15 protein-coding genes are annotated in these 8,959 nt (G+C 70.4%); 3 read left to right on the plus strand and 12 right to left on the minus strand.

Annotated features, from left to right (window positions below):
* Positions 1-4: 4 nt before the first annotated feature.
* The 3 genes from AB0K09_RS00580 to AB0K09_RS00590 are packed head-to-tail and all read right to left on the minus strand — an operon-like array spanning position 5 to position 763.
* Positions 5-352: a hypothetical protein gene (locus AB0K09_RS00580; RefSeq protein WP_366062979.1), complete on the minus strand. Its 348-nt coding sequence runs from the start codon at positions 350-352 to the stop codon at positions 5-7.
* Complete coding sequence (locus AB0K09_RS00585; RefSeq protein WP_366062980.1) at positions 349-483, minus strand: hypothetical protein; 135 nt, start codon at positions 481-483, stop codon at positions 349-351. Before AB0K09_RS00585 ends, AB0K09_RS00580 begins: the two co-directional genes overlap by 4 nt.
* 1 nt (position 484) lies before the next feature.
* On the minus strand, positions 485-763 hold the full coding sequence (locus AB0K09_RS00590) for a hypothetical protein (RefSeq protein ID WP_366062981.1): 279 nt from the start codon (positions 761-763) through the stop codon (positions 485-487).
* 68 nt (positions 764-831) lie between these two features.
* Here AB0K09_RS00590 and AB0K09_RS00595 point away from each other — a divergent pair, with 68 nt between their 5' ends.
* A complete protein-coding gene (locus AB0K09_RS00595) occupies positions 832-1,047 on the plus strand; it encodes a hypothetical protein (protein ID WP_366062982.1) in 216 nt (71 codons plus the stop codon).
* A gap of 11 nt (positions 1,048-1,058) precedes the next feature.
* On the opposite strand, the gene AB0K09_RS00600 is transcribed toward AB0K09_RS00595, so the two are convergent.
* The 8 genes from AB0K09_RS00600 to AB0K09_RS00635 all read right to left on the minus strand — a co-directional run bounded on the left by AB0K09_RS00600 (position 1,059) and on the right by AB0K09_RS00635 (position 6,643).
* Positions 1,059-2,288: a DNA cytosine methyltransferase gene (locus AB0K09_RS00600; RefSeq protein WP_366062983.1), complete on the minus strand. Its 1,230-nt coding sequence runs from the start codon at positions 2,286-2,288 to the stop codon at positions 1,059-1,061.
* On the minus strand, positions 2,285-2,896 hold the full coding sequence (locus tag AB0K09_RS00605; RefSeq protein WP_366062984.1) for a crossover junction endodeoxyribonuclease RuvC: 612 nt from the start codon (positions 2,894-2,896) through the stop codon (positions 2,285-2,287). Before AB0K09_RS00605 ends, AB0K09_RS00600 begins: the two co-directional genes overlap by 4 nt.
* Positions 2,893-3,117, minus strand: coding sequence for a hypothetical protein (locus AB0K09_RS00610; RefSeq protein WP_366062985.1), 225 nt, complete (start codon positions 3,115-3,117; stop codon positions 2,893-2,895). The genes AB0K09_RS00605 and AB0K09_RS00610 overlap by 4 nt, the downstream gene beginning before the upstream one ends.
* On the minus strand, positions 3,117-3,572 hold the full coding sequence (locus tag AB0K09_RS00615) for a phiSA1p31-related protein (protein ID WP_366062986.1): 456 nt from the start codon (positions 3,570-3,572) through the stop codon (positions 3,117-3,119). The genes AB0K09_RS00610 and AB0K09_RS00615 overlap by 1 nt, the downstream gene beginning before the upstream one ends.
* Complete coding sequence (locus AB0K09_RS00620) at positions 3,569-4,369, minus strand: exonuclease domain-containing protein (RefSeq protein ID WP_366062987.1); 801 nt, start codon at positions 4,367-4,369, stop codon at positions 3,569-3,571. Before AB0K09_RS00620 ends, AB0K09_RS00615 begins: the two co-directional genes overlap by 4 nt.
* Entirely contained in the window at positions 4,366-5,430 is a 1,065-nt protein-coding gene (locus AB0K09_RS00625; protein WP_366062988.1) for a hypothetical protein, read from the minus strand. The genes AB0K09_RS00620 and AB0K09_RS00625 overlap by 4 nt, the downstream gene beginning before the upstream one ends.
* 1 nt (position 5,431) lies before the next feature.
* On the minus strand, positions 5,432-6,172 hold the full coding sequence (locus tag AB0K09_RS00630; protein WP_366062989.1) for a hypothetical protein: 741 nt from the start codon (positions 6,170-6,172) through the stop codon (positions 5,432-5,434).
* A gap of 159 nt (positions 6,173-6,331) precedes the next feature.
* Positions 6,332-6,643 (minus strand): hypothetical protein, encoded by a 312-nt coding sequence (locus tag AB0K09_RS00635; protein WP_366062990.1) that lies wholly within the window; start codon positions 6,641-6,643, stop codon positions 6,332-6,334.
* 495 nt (positions 6,644-7,138) lie between these two features.
* On the opposite strand from AB0K09_RS00635, the gene AB0K09_RS00640 reads away from it, so the two are divergent.
* Entirely contained in the window at positions 7,139-7,549 is a 411-nt protein-coding gene (locus tag AB0K09_RS00640) for a hypothetical protein (protein WP_366062991.1), read from the plus strand.
* A gap of 178 nt (positions 7,550-7,727) precedes the next feature.
* Positions 7,728-7,916, plus strand: coding sequence for a hypothetical protein (locus AB0K09_RS00645; protein ID WP_366062992.1), 189 nt, complete (start codon positions 7,728-7,730; stop codon positions 7,914-7,916).
* 24 nt (positions 7,917-7,940) lie between these two features.
* Here the strand turns inward: AB0K09_RS00645 and AB0K09_RS00650 are convergent, their stop codons facing one another.
* A complete protein-coding gene (locus AB0K09_RS00650) occupies positions 7,941-8,912 on the minus strand; it encodes a tyrosine-type recombinase/integrase (RefSeq protein WP_366062993.1) in 972 nt (323 codons plus the stop codon).
* Between the last annotated feature and the right edge of the window lie 47 nt (positions 8,913-8,959).

Genomic DNA, 8,959 nt, shown 5'->3' on the forward strand with positions numbered 1-8,959 from the left:
CTGGTCAGAGCGTGAGTTGCCCGGCAGGCACGGGCGGAGGCTTGCGTGTCCTGCGTGGGGCGGCCGGGCGGGCGGCCGCCGGGGTGGTGCACTGGTGGTCGATCACGTGGGGGTGGGGGCAGTCGGCCGGGTGCCCGGGGCCGAGCCATCGCAGGTCGGGCGAGCAGGAGCGCTCGCGCAGGCACCAGGTGAGGCGATTCGGCTCGCGCAGCGTCTGCGCGGCGGCCGCGGGCATCGGCGCGGCGTCGGCGGTGACATCGAGCGCGGCGCGGCGGCCGACGAGCTGCCGCAGCACCGGCCGGTCACAGCGCGGGCATCGCGCCCGCCGTGCTCCGCCGTCGGCCCGGTTCATATTCGACTCCCGCCTCGACCGGCGAGGCGCCGCCGGTCGAGGCGCGTCAGCGGTACGCACCTGGTGGCGAAGTCGTCCGGCGACTCGGCGACAGTCGCCTCGGCGTCCGGGATCTCCTCGATCTTGGGCATGTCACTTCCTCTTCGTGGCGCGCCGGGCGGCGGTGGCGATACGACGCCGCTGGCGCAGTGCCGCCGCCTCACGGACCTCGGCGATCGGGCAGGCGTTGCGGGTGTGGTCTTCGAAGCGGGCGACCAAGGCGCGCACTTCGGCTTCGCCGGTGACGCCCTCGGCGTAGCCGCACGGGCAGTCGAAATCGGCGATGGGCAGTTGGCGGGGGCCGTCGAGGCGGATTCGCAAACCGAAGGCCGGGGTCGATCCGCAGATCGTCGGGGCGAGTCGGCCGGTCATGGCGGGCCGCCGAGGGGGTGCCGGCGGCCGGGCTTGACATCGGTGAGCCGGCTGCCAGGCTGCCGCGCATGAACAGCGAACTCGCCACGATCGTGGCCACCGTTGAGCTGCCCGAGGGCGTCACGCCCGCCGATCTGCAGGCTGCCGTCGAGCAGGCTCTCGCCGGGCTGCGGGCCCGCCTCGTGCCGTGCGGCTGGGCGCCCGACCCCGACACGATCGGCGACGTCATGGGCGCCCGATCGGTGACCGTCGTCGACCTCAACCCCGATCCCGCCGAGGTGTAGGGGGCGGGCCATCATGGCGCCGCCCTTCGCTCGGCCGCCACGCGGTCGACGAGCAGCCGAAGGGCGGCGGCAGCCTGCAGGGGAACAACACCGTTCCCCAACCTCTTGAGCTGGGCCTGACGCAGGCCTGCGGCCGACATTCCCTCGGGCGCCGGGACGGCCGTGACGTGGCCGAGATCGAGACCCATCATCCACTCGACGAAGACCGGGGCTAGGCGGCCTCCATCGTCAGTTGGCCGGGGTGCCGCCCGGCCGATGATGCTTTCCCACCGGGCGACGGCCGGGGCGTAGAGTCCCCAATCCGGGCCGCTGTGCTCGCCAGGGTCGGGCTGCCGCTCCCGTACCTCTGGTTCGGGCCGCCCTTGGTTCCGTCGCTCGCCTTCGGCGTGGGCAGCAGATGGGTCGCCGCGTCGGTCAGCGTCTGTCCGTAGCCGTTGCCGTACGGGCTCCCGTCCGCTCGCTGGTTCCGCGTCCCTCGCGAGTCCGCGACGGTCGGCGTCGGCAGCAGTGAGACGGCGGTCCGTAGATTCGGCCCGCCCGTCCCGTGCGGTCCGGGGCCGGTTGCCTCCGACGAGGTCGGCGTCGGCAGCAGCCGCAGCACGTTCGGCAGCTGGTCCTCGAAGCCCGAGCCCTTCCAGTCCCGGGCCCTCGGCGTCGGCAGGCCAGGCGAGGACGAACTCGCGGAATCGATCGTGGGGAGCGCCGATCTCCGCAGCGCGTACGCCTGCCCACTCCGCATCGAGCCCGAGGGCGGCCAAGTCTCCGAGTACGGCACCGAGTGCTCGCAGAAGAGGCTTACCGCCGGAGTAGTCCACGCAGCAGCGGCAGGGCTCCACACCGCTATGCGCCTTCGTCGAGAGGATGCCGCGGACATTCTCGATCACCACCAATCGGGGGCGGAGTACGGCTATCGCACGGGCCATGTGGCGCCACAGGCCGGACCGTGTACCGTCCGCGAGCCCGAGCCGTTGCCCGGCGAGCGAAAGATCAGTGCAGGGGAACCCGCCGGTGAGGACGTCGACCGGCCCGCACTCGTCGAGGACGTGGTACCAGTCGACGGCGCTGATGTCGCCGAGGTTGGGGACGGCCGGCCAGTGGTGCGCGAGGATGCGCGCGGCGAACTGGTACGGGTCCTCCGGGTCGTGTTCGCAGTGCCACACCACCTCGCCGCCGAACACTGCCTGCACCCCGAGGTCGAGGCCGCCGTACCCGCTGAACAGCGAGCCGATCCGCGGCGTCACGACGCGATCCCCATGACGTACCGCTGCCGATAGGTGTCCGGCCACTTCGCCTTGCTCAGCCGGTCGCGCTGCGCCTGCGGCAGCGCGAACAGTGGCATCCCGCACCAGTCGTGACCGGCCGCTCGCAGCCACCACGCGTCAGCCTGATCGCCGCCCCCGTCGTCGACGAAGGTCGCGCCCGCGGCGAGGTAGGCGGCGGCCGCGAGTTCTGCCTTCTCGGCCTTGCCGTTGTCGCAGGCGTAGGCCTTGAGGGTCGCGGGCGCGACCAGGGCGTACGGCACACCCGCCTCAGCGAGTTCGGCGCGCACGATGCCGTGCACCATGCCCGTGATGCCCGCCGACATGGCGTGCATTGGCAGATCCTCGACGACGGCGAGGTGCGGCCGGTGCTCGGCGAGGTCGTCGCGGATGTCCGACCGGATGTGCAGCAGTCGGCGGTCGCCGTCTCGCGGCTGCGTCTTGATCCGGTAGGTGGTGCCGTCGGGCAGGGCGACACCCGTGCTGGTCAGTGACAGGTCGAGGCCGATCACCCGCAAACCCGGCACGACGAGGGGCACGGCCAGTGGCGAAGAGGTGCCGGGACGGATGAGCCCGGGGATGCCCCTCATCGGGGGCCGCCGGAGGCGATGCAGTCCCAGCACAGCAGGGAGCCGTCGGTGTGCCGGATGTGCGGCCGCATGCCGCCCTCGCGCGTGCAGTGGACGAAGACGGTCGTCGTCGCCATCCATGCGGGCGCCGAGGCGCGCTTCGGCCCGAGGCGGACGGCCCACGTGACGGCTATGGCACCGATGCTCAGCAGTGCCCCGGCGTACGGGGCGATCTCGGTCATCAGGCACCGCCGACGGGGGCGATGGGCCCGTACAGGACGCGCAGGACATCGAGCGGCATGTGCTCCTCGCTGCCGACGGCGCGCATCATCGGGTGGCCGACGTTGTCGACGGCGCCCGTCCAGCGCCATTCGCGGTCGGTGACGTCCCCCCAGGCCAAGGACAGGTCCCAGCTGTGCCCCCGGCCGTCAGTCCAGACGTGCCGGTCGTCGTCCAGCCGACCCCCGCGACCGTCGAGGGGCTCGTCTGCCCGGTCGTCCTGCGCATCGGCGGCGCCCGGCTGGCAGGGATACGGCGGGTGAGCGGCCGCGATCTCGTCGGCCAGACACCGCAGCAGTACCGCGACTGAGGCGGTGCACATGTTGAGCGGGTTGACGACCTCGTACTCGCCGGTCGGCTTGACCTTCAGGACGAGGACGAGCTCGCTGAGGTCGGGCGTTTCATTCTTGGGGTTCATGCGTTGTCACCCACCCAGGGACGGAGCGGCCACGAGCCGTCGACAACGGCGTTCGGGTCCGACTTGCGGAAGTGCTCTTGCAGCCCGGCCGCTTGCTCGCGGGCGAGGCGTATTTGCAGGTGGTGAAGCTCTTCGAGGCCGAGGCCTTCGGGGTCGTGGAAGCGGGCCCGCCGCTCGGCGCGCAGGTGCTCGGGCCAGTCGGCGCGCGGGGTGTGCGCGACGCTGCCGATCCGGTAGGCGATGCGGGCCGCCTGCAGGGCGTCGTACTCGCAGCCGTGGGCGTTCTGCTCGTCCCACGGGAAGCCGTAGACGGCGGCGAGGGTGATCAGTTGTCGGGCGCCCTGGGTCTTCGACGGCCGGCGGCGGTACGGGAGCGCGTGCGTGTCCAGCACGCGGGTGTCGATGACCGGCCACAGCACGTCGTCGGTGAACCGGTCGATGACCGTCAGCAGCCCGTGACGACGGCACTCGCGGTCGAGCAGCGTGAGGTCGTAGACGACGTTGTGCCCGACGATCGGGATCCCCGCGAGCAGGGCTGCCGCCACCTGCTCGGCGACCTCGTCGACAACGTCGTGTGCCGGCGCGCCCTGCTGGCGCGCGATCTCGGTCGTGATGCCGTGCACGGCGGCGGCCTCGGCCGGGATCTCGATCCCAGGGTCGGCCGTCCACGTCCGGGGCTCCGTCGGGGCACCGCCGCCGAGGCGGATGGCGGCAGCCGTCACGATGCGGTCGGTCTCGACATCCACGCCGGTCGTCTCAAGGTCGAAGGCGCACAACCGGCCCGTGTGCCACGTCATCGCGCACCCCCACCGGGCCGGGCGACGGGCGGCCACGCGGCAGCCGGGTGGGCGGTCACAGGCTCGTCGTCCTGGTCCTCGACGATCTCGGCGTCGACCGGCCCGTCGTCGGGTGAGTCCTCGTCCTGGTGCGTCTCGCCCGTCCGCGGGTCGATGCCCGCCTCGATGTCGGCGGCGACCTGCATCAACTGCCGGGACAGCTCGTCCGAACCGTCCCGGGCGACGTCGCCCGCGCGGTTCGCCCGATGCCAGACCTCGCGCACCTCGTCGGGTGTTCGGCAGCGCGCCGCTTCGGCGAGGTAGTCCGGACGCCCTGACTCGATCGCGGGGCGCCCGGCGAGCACGGCCGGGTCGAGCGCGGCCGCCGTCGGTATCGGGCCCGCGAGCGCGTGCCGCAGCTGCGGCAGGCTCGGCACCACCATCACGACCGGGAACGTCTTCGTCTCCCCGTGCCGGACGACCGAGCGTTGCTCGATCCACATCCGGACCGGCATCAGCGACCGCCCCTCGGTCGCCTGCAGGACGATGTCGACGCCGCCCGCCATGGCGTCGGCGGCGTAGAAGCTCTTGGACTCCAGCCGCCACACGCCGAGATCGGGAAGGTCGGGCAGCATGACGGCGATACGGCTCGTCGGCCGACAGACCTCGCGCGGCGAGCGCTCGTGCCACTCGGGCCCGTACCGGGCGAGGCACAAGCAGGGCTGCCCGCTGAGCCGCTCGGTCTCTCCGTCGCACCGGCGCGAGCACCCGCCGCCGCTCCACATCTCGTAGGCCTGCGAGAGCGGATCGCCGGCGGGCAGGATGGCTCGGATCTCCTTCGCCCGGCTGATCACCCGGTACTGCGCGATCTTCTGGTTCTGCGGCGTCCACTGCTCGACCTCGCCGCCCCACAGCTCGGCCGCCGCCGCGACGTAGTCGCGGCTGTGCGAGGAGAACACGAACGTCTCGCTGCGCACGGGGATCGGCCGCTTGTCGGGGTCGGGGTTGGGCCTGCTGTAGCCGGTGCGGATCCGGCCGAGCTCGGCGGCCTGCCGCTTCATGGTCACGATGCGACTGCCCATCTCAGGCCGCCCTTCGGATCGGCGGACCCACCAGCGAGGGCGGCATGACGAGCGGGTACTCGGACGGCGCGCCATGCAGGTACGTCGCCGTCCGAAGGGCGCCGAGGAAGGCACGAAAGACATCGCGACCACTCGGCAGCTCGACGAGCGCGTGCGAGCGCGCTCGCAGGTTCAGGACGGCTGTCCGGTGCGGGCGCGGCGCGGGCACCTCGGTGTCGTCCGGCAGCAGCGCGACCTCGGCATGCCGGTAGGCCGCGAGCTGGAAGGCCTGCTCGGGGAAGGCCTGCGCCGCCGGGCGGGTGGCCGAGGTCTTGTAGTCGATCAGCCACAGCTGCCACCGGCCGAACGGCCCGGTCGGCAGCCACAGCCACAGGTCGCCCGTCCCGGCGTACCCATGGGTCCTGTTGAGCACGGTCGTCTCGACTGCCTCGACGTCGCGCTCGAAGTCCACCCGCCAACGGCGGAAGAACTTCGCGAGCTGCTGTGCGTAGGGCTCGACCTCGGGGTCGGCCGGGTACGGCGTGCCGAGCACGATCGCGGCGGCACGATGGTGGACTCGCGTACCGAGGTTCGCCGCACGGTCCCGGCGGCGGTTGGGCTGGGCGACGAGGTCCCGGCGCAGCTCGGTCGGCTCGGTGCGGGCGCGGCGCGCGGTCGCGATCGGGTCAGCGAGGACGTAGTCGGCGACCAGCCCGGCCCCCCAATTGATCAGCGCAGGCTTCGCGACGCCGGTGCTGATCACTGTGGTCACGCTGACGAGATCGGGGCCGCCGGCTGGATCGACGTAATAGCGGCCCCGGTTCGTTGCGATGGCATGGCGTGGATCCGTCACTTTGGGATTCACCCCTTCGAAAGGGCTCGCGGCGAGGTGCAAGGACAGGAGCAGTCGCGAACCGAGCGCCTATGCGGCCTGGTTGGAGGCGTCCCCCGCGTTGCGTCTGCGCTGCGGCGCTTGAGCCTGCTGTCTCTTGACCCGCCGAGCCTGAGCGCTGCGCAGCGCGAGCTCGGTGTAGTAGGCCTTCTGCAACGAACTGGCGATGTCCGATATCTGAGCTTCGGACGCGTCCGGGTGCTGCTCGCGCGCCTGCCTGATGAAGCGGGTGTAGTGGCTGGCTCGCCGGGCGGCTTCGGTGCGGGCGGATCGGTTCTCGGTGTTCGCCCAGCTCTTGTGGGCAGCGAGCCGCATCATCATCGACCGTTCACTCGTGTCCATCGGCGATCCCTCCCAAGAGGGTGTCCACGTCCATGGACGTGGACATCGTGTCAAAAAGAAGAGCGCCCTCGCGGAGCCCGAGGGCTTGTGTGATGCGCCAGGCGGTGCCGAGGTCAACCGTTGGGCGGGTGCCGTCAAGCAGGGCGGCGACCTTGCTCTTCGAAACCCCGACGCGACACGCAAGCGCCCTGATCGTCAAAGTGCCGCCAGGGGCGCGGTCCATGAGCGCTCGCATCAGTGTGCGATCCGACAGGCGTAGACGTGTGGGCGGCACGAAGACCTCCGTTCGCTGTCCATGAACGTGGACAGTCTCAGGTAAGCACACCGCAACGGCTCTGTCCACATGCGTGGACAGCTGTTCTTGCGGGACATTCCACTCCGGGAAACGATGTCAACCCGCGTCAACCGCGATCGTGGACAATGGCACGCGGCCCTGAAAGGGTTTGTGCCTCCCGCGTGGGGGACCGCTTGAGGCGTCGCTGAGGGGTGTGGACGGTGGGCAGGAAAGAAGCGGACGTAGCGCTCGAACAGCGCGACGCGCTTACCGAGCTGGTCCAACAGTGCGTCGGTGAAGGCAAGCGCTGGTCGGTGAGAAATTTCGCCGAGGTTGCCGTCGACCCCGCTTCGGGGTGGGCTCCGAGCAAGTCGCTCCTTGGGAAGATCATCAGCGGGCAGGGCTACAAGGTCACTCCCGAGCTCGTGTCGGCCTTGGCGGCCGGCCTCGGCCTTCCCCGCGAAGTCGTTGCGGCCGCCGCCCATTTCCAGGTCATCGGCTACGTGGCAACCGAGCTTGAAGGCGGGTCGCCAGCCGTCTTGCTCGGCAAGATCGGAGCGCGTCCCGGTGAGACCCCGAAGGCGCGTGCGGTGAGCGAGCGATGGGACGCGGAAGAGCGCGACGGCGTGTGACCTTCGTCACGTATGATGATTGACTGCTAAACCGCCGTGATCTCGCTGGGTAGATCATTGCCTTCCGCAAGGGCCCTGCGTAAAGGCCGGTGGGCGGCGTAGAGTGAACTGGCCTCGCGCTGATCAAACGCATGTGCGATTCCTGCATGTCTGGGGTCGCGGCGGGACAGGGGGTCATGTGGTTGAGCTGCGCGTCGAACGCCTCAGACTCGACGCTGATGTGCCGATGATGTACCGCGACTCAGGTCGCCTTGTGCGGATGGCCTACGACCCCGAGCAGATTGACGAAGCCGCGGCCCTCGCGCTCCTCTATGCGCGGGTGCCGCGGCTCGTCGCCGAGTTGGGGCTCTGCCGATCCGGTCGGTAGCCCCCGGAAGTCCAGGGCGACCGGCTACGTGAGCCGGTCGCCGGGGCTCAGTCGCTGGTGCGCCGTGCGGGCCCGCTCGGCGCCGGCCGATGCCGCGTACCGCAGCAGCATCTGTCGGGATCGCCAGCCCGTGATACGCATGAGGTCGTCCTCGCTGCCGCCGCCCATCTTCCACCAGTGAACGAACGTGTGCCGGAACTGGTGGGGGTGGATCGGGTCGATTCCGGCCTCGGCGCACCGGCGCTTGAGCATCGTGCCAACCCCCCAGATGGTGAGTCGCTGTCCGCGGTTTCGGTCACCCCACCAGAGCCACATGTCGTCACTGAGCGGCTTCCCCTTGTGCTTCGCCGCCGCCCGCAGGTAGCGGTCGAGAGCCGTCGCGCACGTCCGACCGAAGGGGACCGACCGGACGCGGTTGCCCTTGCCGACGACCTGAAGCACGTTCATGTCGAGGTCCAAGTCGGCAACTCGACGGTCGGTCGCCTCGGACAGGCGCACGCCGGTGTCGAGGAAGACGAGCAAGAGCGCCGTGTCTCGACGGTCGGCGAACGTCTTGCCCGCGCACGCCTTGAACAACTTCTTCAGGTCAGCCTCGCGGATGACGGGCACCTCTGTCTCGATGACGGTCGGCGGCTTCATCGTGCGCATGGGGGAGCGGTCGAGCTCTTCCTCGTTCACGAGCCAGGTGAAGAAGGTCTTCAATGAGCGGTAGTGCTGATGGGCGTTGCTCGCGCTCGTCCGCTCCATTGTCGCGGTGATGTACGCCTCGACGTGCTCGCGGTGGATCTCGCCGAGGTCGGTTGGGGCTGGGCGGCCTTCGACGCCGTCCTCGTCGACGGGTGGCTGATAGCCGTCTTCCTCGTCGAGCAGGAAGGCGCCGAAGGACTTCGTGGCGTGCGAGTAGATACGGATCGTGTTGTCCGAGAGCTTCTGGGACCGCAGGGAGCGGATCCAGGAAGCGGACATGGGAGCGAGGTTGTACCGGTCGTCTGCCATGGCTCGAAGCATGCTGTCCACGTTCGTGGACGGTCAAGGCGCTTGGC

This window comes from Streptomyces sp. NPDC049577 (assembly GCF_040675635.1).
Taxonomy (GTDB): domain Bacteria; phylum Actinomycetota; class Actinomycetes; order Streptomycetales; family Streptomycetaceae; genus Streptomyces.